The sequence below is a fragment of the Pantoea sp. MHSD4 genome (genome assembly GCF_021043305.1).
Lineage (GTDB): Bacteria > Pseudomonadota > Gammaproteobacteria > Enterobacterales > Enterobacteriaceae > Pantoea > Pantoea eucalypti.
Genome location: NZ_JAJNDH010000001.1, coordinates 300,821 through 319,023, shown reverse-complemented (window position 1 = coordinate 319,023; position 18,203 = coordinate 300,821). Strand labels below are relative to the sequence as shown.

General features: G+C 53.2%; 17 protein-coding genes. 5 read left to right on the top strand and 12 right to left on the bottom strand.

Translation table 11 applies throughout. From position 1 onward, the window contains the following. Positions 1-53: 53 nt before the first annotated feature. From nuoF to lrhA, 6 genes are all read right to left on the bottom strand, one after another. On the bottom strand, positions 54-1,394 hold the full coding sequence (gene nuoF / locus LQK91_RS01565; RefSeq protein ID WP_175501446.1) for an NADH-quinone oxidoreductase subunit NuoF: 1,341 nt from the start codon (positions 1,392-1,394) through the stop codon (positions 54-56). A gap of 2 nt (positions 1,395-1,396) precedes the next feature. Next, positions 1,397-1,912, bottom strand: a complete 516-nt coding sequence (gene nuoE / locus LQK91_RS01560) for an NADH-quinone oxidoreductase subunit NuoE (protein WP_003854243.1) — start codon at positions 1,910-1,912, stop codon at positions 1,397-1,399. Positions 1,913-1,914: 2 nt separating this feature from the next. After that, the gene (gene nuoC / locus LQK91_RS01555; protein ID WP_008926471.1) at positions 1,915-3,714 is read right to left on the bottom strand and encodes an NADH-quinone oxidoreductase subunit C/D; all 1,800 of its coding nucleotides are present in this window, start codon (positions 3,712-3,714) and stop codon (positions 1,915-1,917) included. Between the two features lie 113 nt (positions 3,715-3,827). Next, entirely contained in the window at positions 3,828-4,505 is a 678-nt protein-coding gene (locus tag LQK91_RS01550; RefSeq protein WP_003854245.1) for a NuoB/complex I 20 kDa subunit family protein, read from the bottom strand. 15 nt (positions 4,506-4,520) lie between these two features. Continuing rightward, positions 4,521-4,964 carry an NADH-quinone oxidoreductase subunit A gene (locus tag LQK91_RS01545; protein ID WP_003854246.1) on the bottom strand — a complete coding sequence of 148 codons (444 nt, stop codon included), beginning with the start codon at positions 4,962-4,964 and terminating at the stop codon, positions 4,521-4,523. Positions 4,965-5,602: 638 nt separating this feature from the next. Further along, positions 5,603-6,526: a transcriptional regulator LrhA gene (lrhA, locus tag LQK91_RS01540; protein ID WP_003854247.1), complete on the bottom strand. Its 924-nt coding sequence runs from the start codon at positions 6,524-6,526 to the stop codon at positions 5,603-5,605. 962 nt (positions 6,527-7,488) lie between these two features. Between lrhA and LQK91_RS01535 the strand changes: the two genes are divergently transcribed. Beyond that, entirely contained in the window at positions 7,489-8,706 is a 1,218-nt protein-coding gene (locus LQK91_RS01535) for a pyridoxal phosphate-dependent aminotransferase (protein ID WP_003854248.1), read from the top strand. 69 nt (positions 8,707-8,775) lie between these two features. Continuing rightward, complete coding sequence (gene yfbR, locus LQK91_RS01530; protein ID WP_039659732.1) at positions 8,776-9,375, top strand: 5'-deoxynucleotidase; 600 nt, start codon at positions 8,776-8,778, stop codon at positions 9,373-9,375. Between the two features lie 29 nt (positions 9,376-9,404). Here the strand turns inward: yfbR and LQK91_RS01525 are convergent, their stop codons facing one another. The 3 genes from LQK91_RS01525 to yfbV form a co-directional block, all read right to left on the bottom strand. Beyond that, positions 9,405-10,064, bottom strand: a complete 660-nt coding sequence (locus LQK91_RS01525) for a sugar phosphatase (protein ID WP_003854250.1) — start codon at positions 10,062-10,064, stop codon at positions 9,405-9,407. Positions 10,065-10,077: 13 nt separating this feature from the next. Then, on the bottom strand, positions 10,078-10,572 hold the full coding sequence (locus LQK91_RS01520; protein WP_003854251.1) for a YfbU family protein: 495 nt from the start codon (positions 10,570-10,572) through the stop codon (positions 10,078-10,080). Between the two features lie 145 nt (positions 10,573-10,717). Beyond that, positions 10,718-11,170, bottom strand: a complete 453-nt coding sequence (gene yfbV, locus LQK91_RS01515; RefSeq protein WP_105098954.1) for a terminus macrodomain insulation protein YfbV — start codon at positions 11,168-11,170, stop codon at positions 10,718-10,720. Between the two features lie 337 nt (positions 11,171-11,507). Between yfbV and ackA the strand changes: the two genes are divergently transcribed. Both ackA and pta read left to right on the top strand, forming a co-directional pair. After that, the gene (ackA, locus tag LQK91_RS01510; protein ID WP_039659730.1) at positions 11,508-12,710 is read left to right on the top strand and encodes an acetate kinase; all 1,203 of its coding nucleotides are present in this window, start codon (positions 11,508-11,510) and stop codon (positions 12,708-12,710) included. 86 nt (positions 12,711-12,796) lie between these two features. Continuing rightward, entirely contained in the window at positions 12,797-14,926 is a 2,130-nt protein-coding gene (pta, locus tag LQK91_RS01505) for a phosphate acetyltransferase (RefSeq protein WP_033743374.1), read from the top strand. Positions 14,927-15,036: 110 nt separating this feature from the next. Here pta and yfcD read toward each other — a convergent pair whose 3' ends face one another. After that, positions 15,037-15,561 (bottom strand): NUDIX hydrolase YfcD, encoded by a 525-nt coding sequence (gene yfcD, locus LQK91_RS01500; protein ID WP_003854255.1) that lies wholly within the window; start codon positions 15,559-15,561, stop codon positions 15,037-15,039. 108 nt (positions 15,562-15,669) lie between these two features. Next, complete coding sequence (yfcF, locus tag LQK91_RS01495; RefSeq protein ID WP_008926475.1) at positions 15,670-16,311, bottom strand: glutathione transferase; 642 nt, start codon at positions 16,309-16,311, stop codon at positions 15,670-15,672. A gap of 182 nt (positions 16,312-16,493) precedes the next feature. Between yfcF and LQK91_RS01490 the strand changes: the two genes are divergently transcribed. Then, positions 16,494-17,393: a TIGR01777 family oxidoreductase gene (locus tag LQK91_RS01490; protein ID WP_003854257.1), complete on the top strand. Its 900-nt coding sequence runs from the start codon at positions 16,494-16,496 to the stop codon at positions 17,391-17,393. A gap of 36 nt (positions 17,394-17,429) precedes the next feature. Here the strand turns inward: LQK91_RS01490 and hisP are convergent, their stop codons facing one another. Continuing rightward, positions 17,430-18,203: a histidine ABC transporter ATP-binding protein HisP gene (gene hisP / locus LQK91_RS01485; RefSeq protein ID WP_003854258.1), complete on the bottom strand. Its 774-nt coding sequence runs from the start codon at positions 18,201-18,203 to the stop codon at positions 17,430-17,432.

Here is an 18,203-nt window from a genome sequence, read left to right as displayed (position 1 = left end):
ACGCACGACATTGTCGGGGCGGCGGCACCAGGCCTGTTCCGTTTTTTGGTGAATTACCAGCGCGCTTTCAGCAGGTTTGGCTGGATCCCGCCAATGGCTCGGGTATTACCAAACACCTGCGGCGCCATACCGGCTTCAAACTCTTCACGGAAATATTTAATCGCACTCTGCAGCGGCTCAACCGCACCCGGCGCATGCGCACAGAAGGTTTTACCCGGGCCAAGCTGACGGCAGAGTTGCAGTAAGGTTTCAATATCTCCTGGCTGGCCCTGTTTCTGCTCCAGCGCACGCAGAATTTTCACGCTCCACGGCAGACCGTCACGACACGGAGTACACCAGCCGCACGACTCACGGGCAAAGAACTCTTCCAGGTTACGCACCAGGGAAACCATGTTGATCTCGTGATCGACGGCCATTGCCAGCGCCGTACCCAGACGGCTGCCCGCTTTGCCAATGCTGGCAAATTCCATCGGCAGATCCAGGTGCTGGTCGGTCAGGAAGTCAGTCCCTGCGCCGCCGGGCTGCCAGGCCTTGAACTTCAGTCCGTCACGCATGCCGCCCGCATAATCTTCCAGGATCTCACGTGCGGTGATACCGAATGGCAACTCCCAGACGCCGGGATTTTTAACCCGTCCGGAGAAGCCCATCATTTTGGTACCGGCATCTTCACTTTTAGAGATGTTTTTGTACCACTCCACACCGTTGGCCAGAATCGCCGGCACGTTCGAGAGGGTCTCTACGTTGTTCACGCAGGTTGGTTTGCCCCACGCGCCCGCACTCGCCGGGAATGGCGGCTTGGAACGCGGGTTAGCACGACGGCCTTCCAGTGAGTTAATCAGTGCCGTCTCTTCGCCGCAGATATAACGCCCTGCGCCGGTATGGACGATCAACTCAAAGTCGAAGCCGGTACCGAGAATATTTTTACCGAGATAGCCCGCTTCCGTGGCTTCAGCAATCGCACGGCGCAGATGCACCGCCGCTTCAATGTATTCGCCACGTAAGAAGATGTAGCCACGGTAGGCCTTTAGCGCAAAGGCGCTGATCAGCATGCCTTCCACCAGCTGGTGAGGCATCTGCTCCATCAGCAGGCGGTCTTTATAGGTTCCTGGCTCCATTTCATCGGCGTTACACAGCAGGTAACGGATGTTCATCGACTCATCTTTCGGCATCAGGCTCCACTTCAGACCGGTAGAGAAGCCTGCACCGCCGCGCCCTTTCAGGCCGGAGTCTTTGACTGCCGCGACAATTTCATCCTGTGACATGCTTTTCAGCGCTTTTTCCGCACCGGCATAGCCGTTTTTGCTGCGATATTCATCAAGCCAGACAGGTTGCTTGTCGTCACGCATCCGCCAGGTGAGCGGATGGGTTTCAGCAGTACGAATGATCTGTTTGATTGTCATTGATACTGCTCCAGCAAAGAGGGAATGCCTTCTGGCGTCAGATGAACATGCGTGTCTTCATCCACCATCATCGTTGGGCCCTTGTCACAGTTACCCAGGCAGCAGGTTGGCAGCAGCGTAAAGCGGCCATCAGCAGTGGTTTGACCCGGTTTGATATTCAGCTGCTGCTCCAGTGCGGACTGGATGCCCTGATAACCGGTGATGTGACAGACCACGCTGTCACAATAACGGATCACATGACGGCCAACCGGCTGACGAAAGATCTGGCTATAAAACGTCGCCACCCCTTCAACATCACTCGCCGGGATACCCAGTACGTCGGCAATCGCGTTGATTGCGCCGTCCGGCACCCAGCCGCGCTGTTTCTGCACGATCTTCAGCGCTTCAATGGAGGCTGCACGCGCATCTTCGTAGTGGTGTTTTTCGTGCTCAATAGCGTGATGCTCTTCCGCGCTCAGCACGAAGACCTCGTTAGGGTCGATCGTTTTAATGGCAATGTGTTGATCGTGCATAATTAGCGGTCCACGTCTGACATAACAAAATCGATACTACCCAGATATACGATCAGGTCGGATACCAGGCTGCCACGGATTACTGAAGGAATCTGCTGCAGATGCGGGAAGCTCGGCGTACGCACGCGGGTGCGGTAGCTCATGGTGCTGCCATCGCTGGTCAGGTAGTAGCTGTTGATCCCTTTCGTCGCTTCAATCATCTGGAACGATTCATTGGCTGGCATCACCGGTCCCCACGAAACCTGCAGGAAGTGGGTGATCAGCGTTTCGATGTGCTGCAGCGTACGCTCTTTCGGTGGTGGCGTGGTCAGCGGATGATCCGCTTTAAACGGCCCCTCTGGCATATTGTTGAGACACTGCTCAAGGATACGCAGGGACTGCCACATCTCTTCCATCTTCAGCTGAACACGGCTGTAAGCATCGCTGACGCCGTCGCCGACCGGGATTTCGAAATCGAAGTTTTCGTAGCCTGAGTATGGACGCCATTTGCGCACGTCAAAGTCGAGACCCGTGGCACGCAGGCCGGCACCGGTCGTGCCCCACGCCAGCGCCTCTTCCATATTGTAAGCAGCAACGCCTTTTGAACGACCAATCAGCACGGTGTTACGCAGTGCCGCTTTGTCATATTCCTTCAGACGCTTCGGCATCCAGTCCAGGAAGTCACGCAGCAGACGTTCCCAGCCTCGCGGCAGGTCGTGTGCTACACCACCGATACGGAACCAGGCCGGGTGCATACGGAAACCGGTAATGGCTTCAACCACGTCATAGATTTTCTGGCGATCGGTAAAGGCAAAGAACACCGGCGTCATCGCGCCGACGTCCTGAATAAAGGTCGAGATATAAAGCAGATGGCTGTTAATGCGGAACAGCTCAGAGAGCATCACGCGGATCACGTTTACGCGATCGGGCACCACGATACCGGCCAGTTTTTCTACCGCCAGCACGTAAGGCATTTCGTTCACGCAGCCGCCGAGGTACTCGATACGGTCAGTGTAAGGAATGTAGCTGTGCCAGGACTGACGCTCACCCATCTTTTCGGCACCACGATGGTGATAACCGATGTCAGGTACGCAGTCGACAATCTCTTCACCGTCCAGCTGCAGGATGATGCGGAACGCACCGTGCGCCGACGGGTGGTTAGGCCCGAGGTTCAGGAACATGAAGTCTTCGTTGGTGGTGCTGCGCTTCATGCCCCAGTCTTCAGGCTTAAAGGTCAGCGCCTCCATCTCTAAATCTTCTTTCTGCTTAGTCAGCGTGAAAGGATCGAATTCGGTGGCGCGCGCCGGGTAATCTTTACGCAGCGGATGGCCTTCCCAGGTCGACGGCATCATGATGCGCGTCAGGTGCGGGTGACCATCAAAGGTAATACCAAACATCTCCCAGGTTTCACGCTCATACCAGTTGGCATTCGGGAAAAGACGGGTGATGGTCGGCAGATGCATGTCGTTTTCAGAGAGTGCCACCTTGAGCATGATGTCGCGGTTGCGTTCAATCGACAGCAGGTGGTAGAAAACGGAAAAATCCGCCGCAGGCAGGCCTGCACGGTGGGTACGTAAACGCTCATCCACGCCATGCAGGTCATACAGCATGACGTAAGGCTTCGGTAATTTACGCAGGAACTCGGTAATTTCCAGTATCTGTTCACGCTTAACCCAGACCACCGGAATGCCGGTGCGGGTTGGCTGTACAGTGAAGGCATCCGGCCCAAAACGGTTACGCAACTCGCCGATCACCGGGTCATCAAGGTGATCACGGGTTTGCCATGAAGGCTGAGCGAGATCTTGCGTGGTCAAATCTGTCATACGTTACTCACCATTCCGGCCTGGTCTCAGGCACTCAAATGAAGGCGTCAGGATGGGGCCATGCATTAAATTGTGATGTTCTGCTGCAGGCGCTCTTTTCCATCCATACGGTTTTAAACTTCGTCCGGGCTGCGCAGGTTTGTGACTGCGATGCGCTCGCCGCGTTTTCTTTCACGCTCTGAAGGCATGTTAGCGCGGTAAACGCCCTGGTCGCCGACAACCCATGAAAGCGGACGGCGCTCTTTGCCGATCGACTCCTGCAACAGCAGCAGTGCCTGCATGTAGGCTTCAGGACGTGGCGGGCAGCCAGGAATATAGACATCTACTGGCAGGAATTTATCGACGCCCTGCACCACCGAATAGATGTCATACATGCCGCCCGAATTTGCGCAGGCACCCATTGAGATCACCCATTTTGGCTCCAGCATCTGATCGTATAAACGCTGAATAACCGGAGCCATTTTGGTAAACGGCGTGCCGGCAATAACCATGAAATCCGCCTGGCGTGGCGAGGCGCGCATAACTTCAGCACCAAAACGTGCCACGTCATGGACCGCGGTAAACGATGTGGTCATCTCAACGTAACAACAGGACAGGCCAAAGTTATAAGGCCAGAGTGAGTTTTTACGTCCCCAGTTCACCATGTCATGCAGGGCATTTTCGAGTTTGCCCATATAAACGCTGCGATGAACGTGCTGCTCCAGCGGATCGCTGACGATTTCCTGCTTTTGCAGAGGATAACGGTCGTTCTCACCACCGTTCGGGTCTATGCGGGTGAGCGTATAGTCCATCTTATTGCCTCTCTTTTACTGCTTATGAGGATTGGTGTGGCTGACCGTAGTAGTTTTCACCACTACGCGACGGCGAGCTGGAGCCCAGTCCAGTGCGCCAATGCGTACCAGATAGACCAGACCCGCAAGGAGCACCAAAATGAAAATTGCGGCTTCCACAAAGCCGACCCAACCGCTTTCGCGGATTGAAGTCGCCCATGCGTATAAAAAGAGGGCTTCGACGTCAAAAATGACGAAAAACATCGCAACCAGATAAAATTTCGCCGACAGGCGGATATGGGTGTCACCAACGGATTCAATGCCCGATTCGAATGGCGTGTCTTTATAGCGGGCGCGCGCTCTGCCGCCAAGCAACCATCCTCCGGTCAGCATGAAAGCACACAAGCCAAAGGCAATAACGATAAATACGATAAACGCCCAGTGCTGAGCGATGATTTCGGTGGTAGTTGACATACTCATTGCTTACTCATCAAAAGTGGCGCTGGCATCCTGCACGCGTTTCCCGCAGCAAACTGACCACATCGATTCAAGGGAAGGGTAAAAACCTTTTAAATGTCACTGTTATTACGGAATAAACAGCAATTTAATGGGGTTTTTTACTCCTTTCTATAACCTTTTGTCAACTTTGACAAAAGTATCCAAACATTATTTCACACCTGCATCATATTATTAACAAATGATGCCCCGCTTTCCAGCTAAATCGCTTCAGTCTGTAGGGTTAATTTTAGTGTAGCGGGTAATCACACGCATGGATCGTGCGTTTAACAAACATATTTTGACAGGTATGACTCTTTTTTCCTTCCCCTTAGCAGGGGTATTTTCTTGATCCAGAACACACTTTTGCCCTTTTTGCGTTAATTTCCTCCACCTGAAGCCTTGATACGGAACAAAAGGTTCGTTTTTATGGATTGCAGATTTCAGTTTGTAATGGAGTGAAATACAGTGAGGGGTTTACATCAGGGAGGTTGTCGTCGGGGCGAGTCTGACAAGGGTCAGATAGTAAAAAAGCCCCTCGTTCTGTTCAAAGAATGAGAGGCTTATTTATAAGCGTTTGTTAAGGCAATGGCGCTGATGTTGAGTACAACACGTTAGCGCTATTACTCTTCGTCATCCAACAGCAACGCACCATCTGGATTGTTGCTCAGATTGTACGGATCATTAGTAGACTGCATGGCATTAAAGATAGCCAGCGCCAGCTCATTATCACTGTCAGGATTACGGCACAGCAGATACTGCGTATCCGGGAGAACCGGCAGACCTTCAGCCGCACCCATAACACGCAGTTCCGGGCTCATCATCTCGACCGGGCGCGCTGTTACGCCAAGACCCGCTTTCACTGCAGCTCGTACGGCAGCCAGAGTAGAAGCGACGTAAGAGATACGCCATGGGATACCGGCTTCATTGAGATGATCAATGGCCATATCACGGTAAGGACTTGGCTCATCCAGCAGCACCAATGGAATCGCTTCGCCGCGCTGGAAGATATAGTCCGCTGCGCAGTACCACAAGGTGGGTGAAGTACGCAGTACCTGATAGGTAAAGTTGCCTGGGCTGGACGTTGTCACCACCAGGTCCACTTCACCCTGATTGAGCATTTCCATCATGAATGGATTACGTTTAACCCGCACATCAATGGCCAGTTTCGGATAAACCGAGGTCACCCGGTTTAACAGGAACGGCAGAATAGTGTCAGAGGTGTCATCAGAGGCACCAATAGTCAGTACGCCCTGAATGTTGCTGTACATCAGAGATGTGCAGGCTTCGTCGTTAAAACGAAGAATTTTTCTGGCATAGCCTAAAAGCTGGATCCCATGCTCTGTTAAAAGCTTATTACGTCCATGTCTGGCAAACAGCTCTTTACCTACCAATTGCTCCAGACGCTGCATCTGCTGACTGACTGCTGACTGGGTTCTGCAGACCGCTGCAGCGGCGGCTGCAAAGGTATTCAAATCCGCAACGGCAACGAAAGTTCTCAGCAGATCGAGGTCGAGATTCAGTATCGGACGATTTGCATTAGTCATGTTTTTTCTTCACTTATAAGATTTTTACGAACTACTACCCTGGTGTTATTACAAGCTTATCAAAGTGATAAGCGGTAATGGTGCTTAATGACAGTCCTGTGTGAAGACTGACATGAAAAAATTTTATGTGGAACCTGCACCGTTGACTCACCCGAAGGGAGCACGATGCTTTAAGACAGAGACAACTTCTTCTGTACCGATGGCGCTGGGGTGCGCAAATGCAGGAAGCTGTGTAGTTGTCTTATTCCCACCGGAATGAATCGGGCGGGATAAAAACCACACTTAGCGGACTATCAAGGCGAAGCGGCTAAGTGCACTAAATAATAAATTATACTTAATCATTTTTGACTTCAAAATGGAAATGATTTTGTGAAAAGCGCTGTAAATTTTGTGACAAAGGCATTTCGTGACCCTTATGCCACATTATTGATCACTTTTTAAGCCTTCAACGTTCTGAAAGTTAGTGAGGAAGTGTTAAGTAGTGCTCACTATCCTGTATTTAAGGTGCCGAATGAAACGCCTTTTTTGGTACTTTTCCGGCGATCACAAGGCCTTAAACAGCACACTCTTAAGCAGTGTTAAGGCGTAAATAGTTCTCATGTTATAAAACTGGCCATAAAACGAACATTAATAAAATAAATTTTAACTATTCCTCAAAGTGTATATTTCAGCGGTAAAGAAAATATCTCTCCGTATTGAGTCCACAAACCTTTTTAAATTCCAGAGGCAGATGTTGGCTCGCTACGGTTTGGGTGGATTAAAATTCTAAAAATTTCTTTATACAGAGTTTTATTAACTACCCTCAGCGAGAGCTGTTACTTTTTACGCTACGCATTCTGCAAAAAGTTGTTGAACCCGCCAAAACGGGGCGGCACCCTTCTTTTGTGACCGTGAGGAGAGTACATTGTGCTGGTTCGATTTCTGTGGCAGCCACAAGGATTCTGCCCATCAAGGCGGTAACAATGACTTTTCAAATTGATAAATCCGGAAAACTCGATAACGTCTGCTATGACATCCGTGGACCGGTACTGAAAGAGGCTAAGCGCCTTGAAGAAGAAGGTAATAAAGTTCTCAAGCTGAACATTGGCAATCCGGCGCCGTTTGGTTTCGAAGCACCGGATGAGATCCTGGTTGATGTCATTCGTAACCTTCCCAGCGCTCAGGGTTATTGCGACTCCAAGGGCCTCTACTCCGCCCGTAAAGCAATCATGCAGCACTATCAGGCACGCGACATGCGCGATGTCACGGTAGAAGATATTTATATCGGTAACGGGGTATCAGAACTCATCGTGCAGGCGATGCAGGCGTTACTGAATAGCGGCGACGAAATGCTGGTGCCCGCGCCCGACTATCCCTTATGGACAGCCGCGGTTTCTCTCTCCAGCGGTAAAGCGGTGCACTATCTGTGTGATGAGTCTGCCGGCTGGTTCCCTGATCTGGATGATATCCGTAGCAAGATAACGCCTCGTACCCGTGGCATCGTGATCATCAACCCGAATAACCCTACCGGCGCGGTCTACAGTAAAGAACTGCTGTTAGAGGTGGTTGAAATTGCGCGTCAGCATAATCTGATCATTTTCGCCGACGAAATCTACGACAAGATCCTTTACGACGACGCCCAGCATCACTGCATTGCGGCCCTGGCGCCCGATCTGCTGACCGTGACGTTCAATGGCCTCTCCAAAACCTATCGCGTGGCCGGTTTCCGTCAGGGCTGGATGGTACTGAACGGGCCGAAGAAACATGCGAAAGGCTATATTGAAGGGCTGGAAATGCTCGCCTCAATGCGTCTGTGTGCCAACGTACCGGCGCAGCATGCGATTCAGACGGCACTGGGCGGCTATCAGAGCATCAGCGAATTTATCATGCCTGGTGGTCGTCTCTACGAGCAGCGCCAGCGTGCATGGGAGTTGATCAATGATATTCCTGGCGTCAGCTGTGTGAAGCCGCAGGGCGCGCTCTACATGTTCCCGAAAATCGATGCCAAAAAATTCAATATCTTCGACGATCAGAAGATGGTGCTGGATTTTCTGTTACAGGAAAAAGTGTTGCTGGTTCAGGGCAGTGCGTTCAACTGGCCGTGGCCCGATCATCTTCGCATCGTTACGCTGCCACGCGTCGATGATCTGGAGATGGCGATTAATAAATTTGGGCGTTTCCTGCAAGGCTATCGTCAGTAATCACGCCCGCGTATACTGACGTTATTTGGGGAGAGCCGGTCTCTCCCCTGCCTGCCAACAGGAACGCGCATGACACAAAGCCACTTCTTTGCTCACCTCTCCCGTCTTAAGCTGATTAATCGCTGGCCGCTGATGCGCAATGTGCGCACCGAAAATGTCTCGGAACACAGTCTGCAGGTCGCTATGGTGGCGCACGCCCTGGCGGTGATCAAAAATCTCAAGTTCAGCGGGTCGCTTAATGCCGATCGTATTGCCATGCTGGCGCTTTATCACGATGCCAGTGAAGTGCTTACCGGCGATTTACCGACACCGGTGAAGTATTACAACGCGCAGATCGCCCACGAATATAAGAAAATCGAAAAGATTGCTCAGCAAAAGCTGATTGAGATGCTGCCGGAAGAGTTTCAGGAAATCTATCGCCCGCTGATCGATGAGCATCTGCATAGCGAAGAGGAGCAGGCCGTTGTGAAACAGGCGGATGCGCTCTGTGCCTATGTTAAGTGTCTTGAAGAGTTGTCTGCCGGGAATAATGAATTTTTACTGGCGAAAGCACGGCTGGAAAAGACCCTGGCGCAGCGTCGTTCGCCGGAGATGGATTACTTCGTTGACGTGTTCATTCCGAGCTTCAGCCTGTCACTGGATGAAATCTCGCAGGATACGCCTCTTTAAGCCCGGCGAACTGGCCGCCGGGCGAACCCTTAAGCCTGCTGACTAAAGGTAAAACTGCCATCAGACTCGCGGGAAACTACCAGCGATGCCAGCGATTCGAGCTTAAGCGCCACGTCATCCAGCCGGGGTGTCTCCGCCGCAGGATTAATAGCAATCACCGTGCAGCCCGCATTCAGGCCGGATAAAATTCCGGCGGGAGCATCTTCTGCCACTACGCACGCTGTCGCCGCTAACCCCAGTTTCTCCGCACCCAGCAGGTAAGGATCGGGTTCAGGTTTACCTTTCGCCACCTGCTCAGCCGTAATGAACACAGCAGGCTTTGGTAACCCCGCGGCTTTGTGACGGGCATGAGCGACCGGCACCGAGCCTGAGGTAACAATTGCCCAGGGAATATTCAGTTCGTTCAGCCGGTTCAGCAACGCGACGGCACCGGGCAGCGCCTGCACACCGTCGGTGTCCGCCGCTTCAGCCTGCTCCAGCGCGGTAAACTCCGCCTGTATAGCCTCTTCCGACTGACCTGCCATAAAATGACGCAAAGAGGTGATCGCCTGTTTGCCATGGATAAAATCCAGGATCTCATCAGCGGCGATACCATGACGGGCACCCCACTGGCTCCAGGCTCGTTCAACCGCTGGCAGCGAATCCACCAGCGTGCCGTCTAAATCAAATAGAAAACCTCTGTAGGTCACGCGCTCCTCCTCTTCAGGCATTGATCACTTGTGCGATTTCATTTGCACTTAAATGGTACTGGCGCGGACAAGTCTGCCACAAAGCTAACATGCGTTGATACTTTTCCCACATTGGGGTCTGGGCATTGAAACCGTGAGTACCGGAATCGAAGTGGGTATACCGCCCTTCTGTATTCACCATAAAACGGACGTAGCCCAGCAGCCGCGCTTCAGTTGCCGCATCAAAGCCCAAAAAGGCGAGACGGCGCGCTTCAAGCTGACCTTTATCTTTAAGGTTCGACCAGGAAACATGGAGGGCATGATGCATCTCCATAATATCGATCACCGTCCGGCAGATCGCTTCGCTGAGTTCGCCAAACTCTTTGTCCAGCTCACGCATCTGCAGCGCATAGCCGCGTTCGATGATGGTCTGGTAACGGCGGAAGCGTTCAGCATTTTCAGGCTCAAGCATCGCCATGATTTTATACTGGTTAGTGAGAATCAAACGCTGTGCATGGGTCATTTCCATCATTGACTCCCGGTCAGAGACCGCTCAGTTAATCGACAATGGAGAAATGATTGCACAGCGTTAACGACACGGAAACCGCCGTCTCGCCTTTTTTTGATTTGGCCGCAGGTTAGCGGTAATTATTTTACCGCCAGCCTGGGTTTGCCTAGAGATCGTCGAGGAAGGTGCGGTCGAGCTGTTTAAACGCCCGCTTAAGCAGATCGGCCAGTGCCTGATAAGTCGGCTTGCCTTCAACCGGTGCTATCGCCTGCCCGGCTTCTTCCAGTCGGGTACGCACCTCATGAAACCAGTTAAGCAGCGTTGGCGGCAGTGGCGTCACTGAACGCTTGCCCAGCCACCACAGTCCCTGCATCGGCAGGCTGCAGGCAAACAGCGCAGTCGCCACGGCCGGGCCTAACTGACCGCCCATCGCAATCTGCCAGGTCAGCGTAAAAATCGCCAGAGGTGGCATAAAACGAATGGCAAAACGGGTTGCCGATGAAACCCGGTTTTCCGGGAACACGGGGGCCAGGCGCTTATCAGCAGGCCAGGTCTTCATATAGTATTGGCCGCGCTGAAACATCCGAAACCAATTGGTACTGCCAGATTCATTCGCCATGGCTCACCTCAACTAATACTGCAAAGATTAAAAAATAGTTATAAAGACACAACTTTACGTAACAACCTTCAATTATTTTTGTCTTTAAAGATGACTCCAGCTATTCTGACGCCGTTTTAACACCTCTCCGGAAGCGGAATGCGCCTTTGGGAAGAGGCCTGAGCCAAGTTTCGACAAGGCAATCTTAAAATTTTCGCGTAAGATTACCGAAATTTTTTGCGGAATCGCAGATTTCTGTCTACCGCATGATGTTTGTCATTAATCTACCAGCTTTCATGGGCTACGCTGATAGTCTGATTGCGTTTAATTTAGCCACTCTCAAAAAATAGGTACTTCCATGTCGAGTAAGTTAGTTCTGGTTCTGAACTGTGGCAGCTCTTCCCTTAAGTTTGCCATTCTTAACCCTGCCAGCGGTGAAGAGTTCCTGTCAGGCCTGGCGGAATGTTTCCATCTTCCTGAAGCCCGTATCAAATGGAAGCTGGAAGGCGAAAAACAGGAAGCGCCTCTGGGTGCTGGCGCAGCGCACAGCGAAGCGCTGAACTTTATCGTTAAATCCATTCTGGCACAAAAACCTGAGCTTTCGGCACAAATTGCTGCAATCGGCCATCGTATCGTTCATGGCGGCGAAAAACTGACGCAGTCAGTCATCATTACTGAAGAAGTCGTCCAGGGCATCAAAGACGCCTCCTCTTTCGCACCGCTGCACAATCCGGCTCATCTGATCGGTATTGATGAAGCGATGAAAAATTTCCCTCACCTGTCAGACAAGAATGTCGCGGTATTTGACACTGCTTTCCATCAGACAATGCCGGAAGAGTCTTATCTCTATGCGCTGCCGTACAAATTGTACAAAGAGCATGGCGTTCGTCGCTATGGCGCACATGGTACCAGCCACTTCTACGTGACTCACGAAGCGGCCAAAATGCTTAACAAGCCACTGGCGTCACTGAACATCATCACCTGTCACCTCGGCAACGGCGGTTCGGTCTCTGCGATTCGCAACGGCGAGTGCGTGGACACCTCAATGGGTCTGACCCCGCTGGAAGGCCTGGTGATGGGTACGCGCAGTGGCGACATCGACCCGGCGATAGTCTTCTTCCTCCACGATACGCTGGGTATGAGCGTTGATGCCATCAATAAACTGCTGACTAAAGAGTCTGGCCTGTTAGGTCTGACCGAAGTCACCAGCGACTGCCGCTACGTTGAAGATAACTACAGCACCAAAGAAGATGCGAAGCGTGCAATGGATGTCTTCTGTCATCGTCTGGCGAAATATATCGGCAGTTACACCGCGCTGATGGATGGCCGTCTTGACGCCGTCGTGTTTACCGGCGGCATCGGCGAAAACGCCGCGATGGTGCGTGAACTCTCACTGAAAAAACTGGCGCTGCTGGGCTTTGAAGTTGACCACGATCGCAACCTGGCCGCCCGTTTCGGCAAATCTGGTTACATCAATAAAGAAGGCACTCGCCCGGCGCTGGTGATTCCGACCAACGAAGAACTGGTCATCGCCCAGGACGCCGCGCGGCTGACTGCGTAAAACACTTCTCTCCGTCAGCTCAGGCTGACGGAGTTGTTTTTGACACCCTGCCATTACTGAGAGGTTCAAACGTGTCACGTACAATTATGCTCATTCCGACCGGCACCAGCGTCGGCCTGACCAGCGTCAGCCTCGGCGTTATTCGCGCCATGGAGCGCAAAGGCGTCCGTCTCAGCGTCTTCAAGCCAATTGCTCAGCCGCGTAGCGGCGGCGATACGCCGGATCAAACCACCACGATTATCCGTAAGAACTCCTCGATTCCTGCCGCTGAACCGCTGCAGATGTCACGTGTGGAATCTCTGCTGGGATCGAACCAGCAGGATGTGCTGATGGAAGAGATCATCTCCCGTTACCATGCCAACACGCAGGATGCGGAAGTGGTTCTGGTTGAAGGGCTTGTGCCGACCCGTAAGCATCAGTTTGCCAACGCACTGAACTACGAAATCGCCAAAACCCTGAACGCAGAAATCGTCTTCGTGATGGCGCTGGGCAATGACTCGCCGGCACAGTTGAAAGAGCGCATTGAACTGACTCAAAGCAGCTTCGGCGGTCAGAAGAACAAAAATATCACGGGCGTAATTATCAACAAACTCAACGCGCCGGTGGATGATCAGGGGCGTACCCGTCCTGACCTGTCAGAGATCTTTGATGACTCCTCAAAAGCGAGCATCGCCAACATCGATCCAAAGCAGCTGTTCTCAGACAGCCCGCTGCCGGTGCTGGGCTGCGTGCCGTGGAGCTTTGATCTGATTGCTACCCGCGCGATCGATATGTGCCGCCATCTGGATGCGCGTATCATCAATGAAGGTGAAATTCAGACCCGCCGGGTCAAATCCGTCACCTTCTGTGCGCGCAGTATCCCGCACATGCTGGAGCATTTCCGTCCTGGCTCACTGCTGGTGACTTCCGCAGACCGCCCTGATGTGCTGGTCGCCGCCTGTCTGGCCGCGATGAACGGCATTGAGATTGGTGCAATTCTGCTGACCGGTAACTATGAGATTGACGATCGCATCGCCCGTCTCTGCGACCGGGCTTTCCAGACCGGCCTGCCGGTGTTTATGGTGAAAACCAACACCTGGCAGACCTCCCTGAGCCTGCAGAGCTTTAATCTTGAAGTGCCTGCTGACGATACGCAGCGCATTGAGAAAGTGCAGGAATATGTGGCCAGCTACATTAATGCCGAGTGGATTGAGTCACTGACCGCCACCTCTGAGCGCAGCCGTCGCCTGTCACCTCCAGCCTTCCGCTACCAGCTGACTGAGCTCGCGCGTAAAGCGGGTAAACGTGTCGTGCTGCCAGAGGGTGATGAGCCGCGTACGGTTAAAGCGGCCTCTATCTGTGCTGAGCGCGGTATCGCCACCTGCGTCCTGTTAGGCAATCCGGATGAGATTCAGCGTGTCGCTGCGGCTCAGGGTGTCGTACTGGGCAAAGGTGTCGAAATTGTTGACCCGGAGCAGGTACGTGAAAACTACGTGCCACGTCTGGTTGAGCTGCGTAAGAGCAAAGGCATGACCGAAGTGGTCGCTCAGGAGCAGCTGGAAGATAACGTGGTTCTCGGCACCATGATGCTGGAGAGCGGTGAAGTGGATGGTCTGGTTTCAGGCGCGGTTCACACCACCGCCAACACCATTCGTCCGCCACTGCAGTTGATCAAAACCGCGCCGAACAGCTCGCTGGTTTCATCCGTGTTCTTTATGCTGCTGCCTGAGCAGGTGCTGGTCTACGGTGACTGCGCCATTAACCCGGATCCCACCGCTGAGCAGCTGGCTGAGATTGCTATCCAGTCAGCGGATTCTGCCAGCGCCTTTGGTATCGATCCGCGTGTGGCGATGATCTCCTACTCTACCGGCACGTCAGGTGCAGGTAGCGATGTTGAGAAAGTGCGTGAAGCAACGCGCATTGCGCAGGAGAAACGTCCTGATCTGGTCATCGATGGTCCGCTGCAGTATGACGCCGCGATCATGGAAGATGTGGCGAAATCGAAAGCGCCAAATTCACAGGTTGCAGGTCGCGCTACCGTGTTTATCTTCCCGGATCTCAACACCGGTAACACCACCTACAAAGCGGTACAGCGTTCAGCCGATCTGATCTCAATCGGACCGATGCTGCAGGGTATGCGTAAGCCGGTCAACGATCTGTCGCGCGGTGCGCTGGTTGACGACATCGTCTATACCATCGCCCTGACGGCTATTCAGTCACAGCAGGCTGAAGGTTAAGCGTCTGGTAACAACGAAAAAGGCATGCCACGAGGCATGCCTTTTTTTTCGCCGGTAACCGGGCAGTCCGCGTTAATGCGCGTCGGTCACTGGTATGAATGCGCCCGTTTTCAGGCCCGGTTATCACCGTTGCGGCTCATCCACAGAGAGAGCGCTTTCAGCGAATCGTCGGTAAATTCATCACAGCGTGCGGTGATCTCATCGGGCGTCATCCAGATAATCTCATCGACTTCCGATTCCTGCATGGCGAAAGGGCCATGTGACACACAACTGAACAGACCGCCCCAGACACGGCAATGCTGATCTTCGAAGTAGAATTTGCCATGCTCAGCAAACGGCACGGCGGCAATCCCTAACTCCTCTTCCGCTTCACGTCGCGCAGATTCCAGCATATCTTCACCGCTCTGCACCACGCCGCCTGCGGTTGCGTCCAGTTTGCCCGGCATAAAATCTTTTATCTCGGTGCGACGCTGTACCAGAATCTTACCCATACCGTCATGAACCACGATATAAGTGGCGCGGTGACGCAGGCACTGAGCACGCATCTGCGCGCGTGTCGCCTGAGCAACGACTTCATTCTCTTCGTTTACGATATCGACCCACTCAATGCCGTCACCCGCAGTTTGATCCACCATCCGTAACCCTTTCCTGTTTGGCGTACAGTTGCGTACGCAGTTTGCCACGTCGTTATTTTTATGTGGCGTAAGGTAATCACTTACGCCAGCATGAGCAAGCCCCGGCTGTTACCGATTTTTACCACTTTCTGCTAACCACAGCTGTACCGAGGCGCGTTGCCACTGAAACTCAGCATATTGCTGTAAGCGTGCAGGCAGAGGATCGCCATGCAGTACCAGCCGGTTAAGCATCACCGCCAGATCGGTATCTGCAATTGACCACTCGCCAAACAGGTTCTGCTGTCCGTCTGGCAGCAGACGTTCGACAGCTGTAACGAGTTTATCCACCGCCTGCTGCGCTGACGCGGTCAGCGGCGCAAAGCGTTCACCGGCAAACAGCACCTCTGTCGGACGCTCCTGACGAATCCACAGGAAGTCACTGCGCAGCCAGGCCTGAATCTCTCGCGCGCGAGCGCGCTTTTCGCGGTCGCGAGGATAGAGACGTTCAAACTCGGGTGCCGGAAAACGCTCTTCAAGATATTCGGTTATCGCCGAGGATTCGCTTAACAGAAAGTCATCAATCTGCAGAGTCGGAACCCGGCAGGTCAGCGACAACTCACGGTATGCCGCTGCGTATTGCTGATTCTGCGACAAATCGACGCGTTTCAGGTGGAACGGAATCCCTTTTTCGTTAAGGGCAACGTAGGCCGACATGGCGTAAGGACTGAAAAATGATGAATCTGACCACAGGGTGATGGGCGGATAATTCATCGGTTACCTCAATTGGCTGTCAGGGTTGCATCATGTTTACCGATTTTTTTTTGCGAAGGCAACGCTGAGCTGATCCGATCTCTTCCTTCAGAAGAAGAAACCGCGACGCGACTCACTATAGAGTGGCTCCACTCTTCTATGCTGAAAGGTGCAAATAACAAAAACATCAAGGGAGCCGCAACATGCACATTCTTATTACCGGTGGCACGGGACTGATTGGCCGTCACCTGATTCCACGTCTGCAGCAGTTGGGCCATCAGATCAGCGTGGTAACGCGCGACGTGGTCAGCGCGCGTGAAAAACTGGGCGAGAACGTCGCACTCTGGTCAGGACTGGCGCAACAGTCGACACTGGATGACATCGATGCGGTGATTAATCTGGCGGGCGAACCGATCGCTGACAAACGCTGGACGGAGCCACACAAGCAGCAGCTCTGTGAAAGTCGCTGGCAGATAACCGAGCAGATCGCCTCACTGATCAACGCCAGCACTACACCACCCGCCGTATTGATCTCAGGTTCGGCAACCGGCTTTTATGGCAATACCGGCGATCTGGTGCTGACCGAAGAGGATCAGGGGCAGGATGAGTTCACGCATCAGCTCTGCGCCCGCTGGGAGCAGCTGGCGCTCACGGCGGAAAGCGAACGCACCCGCGTTTGTCTGCTGCGAACTGGCGTGGTACTGGCGCCCGAGGGCGGCGCACTCAGCAAAATGAAGCTGCCGTTTAAGCTCGGCATCGGCGGGCCAATCGGCAGTGGTAAACAGTACATGCCGTGGATCCATATTGATGACATGCTCAACGCCATTATCTGGCTGCTGGACCATGATGATCTGCGAGGGCCGTTCAACATGGTCGCACCTTATGCGGTGCGTAATGAGCAGTTTGCCGCCACGCTGGGTCGGGTTATGCATCGTCCGGCCTTTATGCGTACGCCTGCCAGCGCCATTAAGCTGATGATGGGCGAATCGTCGGTTCTGGTGCTGGGAGGACAACATGTGCTGCCAAAGCGGCTGGAGGCATCAGGTTTTGGCTTCCGCTGGTACGATCTGCAGGAGGCGTTGCAGGATGTGGTGAAGCATTAACCAGAAGCCCGCGCCCGGCCAGGCGCGGGCTCAGGCTTACTTCAGCGATCCCTTGAGGAATTGCTGTAAACGTGGACTTTTCGGGTTGCCAAACACCTCAGCAGGCGGCCCCTGCTCTTCAATTTTGCCCTGGTGCAGGAAAATCACATGGCTGGAGACGTGACGGGCAAATTCCATCTCATGCGTGACGACCACCATGGTTTTACCCTCCTCCGCCAGCTTCTGCATAATGCGCAGCACTTCGCCCACCAGTTCAGGATCCAGCGCCGACGTCGGCTCATCAAACAGCAACACTTCCGGCTCCATCGCCAGCGCGCGCGCAATCGACACACGCTGCTGCTGACCACCCGAGAGATGCACCGGATACTTCGCCTGCGCCCGCGCATCAATGCCGACTTTATCGAGATAGCGGATGGCGCGCTCACGCGCTTCCGCTTTACTCAGCCCCAGCACCTGAATCGGCGCTTCCATCACGTTTTCCAGCACTGTCATGTGACTCCAGAGATTAAAGTGCTGGAACACCATGGTGAGGCTGGTGCGCAACGCGCGCAGTTGCTCTTTGTCAGCCACTTTAAGCTGACCATCTTTGTCGCGGACTAAGGTGATCTGCTGGTTGTTCACCATGATGCTGCCTTCACTCGGTTTTTCGAGGAAGTTGATGCAGCGTAAAAAGGTACTTTTCCCTGAACCGGACGATCCAATGATGCTGATCACATCGCCCGCTTTAGCAGTTAACGAGACCCCTTTCAGCACTTCATGTTCACCGTAACGCTTATGCAATTCGGTGACGCTTAATTTATTGTCAGCCAT